General features: G+C 66.5%; 1 protein-coding gene. It reads right to left on the reverse strand.

Going from position 1 to position 233, the window contains the following annotated elements:
- A partial coding sequence (locus ACPYOI_RS37185) for an N-formylglutamate amidohydrolase (RefSeq protein ID WP_481424321.1) occupies positions 1 to 208 on the reverse strand: 208 nt, incomplete at its 3' end.
- Between the last annotated feature and the right edge of the window lie 25 nt (positions 209 to 233).

The following is a 233-nucleotide window of genomic DNA, read 5'->3' on the forward strand; positions in this document are numbered from 1 at the left end:
CGATGACATAGCGCGACCAGCGCGCGGACAACGTGGAGGCACCGATGCTGTCCGCGAAGGCGTACAGGTCGGGCAGGTGCCAGTCCGTGTCGGCCCGCACCAGCGCGCACGGCGCCATGTTCGCGGCGATGTCGTCGGGAATGTCGGTGCCCGCGTGTGGCATCGACAGCAGCAGCGGCACGGAACCCGGCTTGAACCTGAAATCCATCGTGACTCCCTGATCAGTGCAGTGC

It is taken from the genome of Rhizobium sp. SVR5-2C (assembly GCF_056755115.1).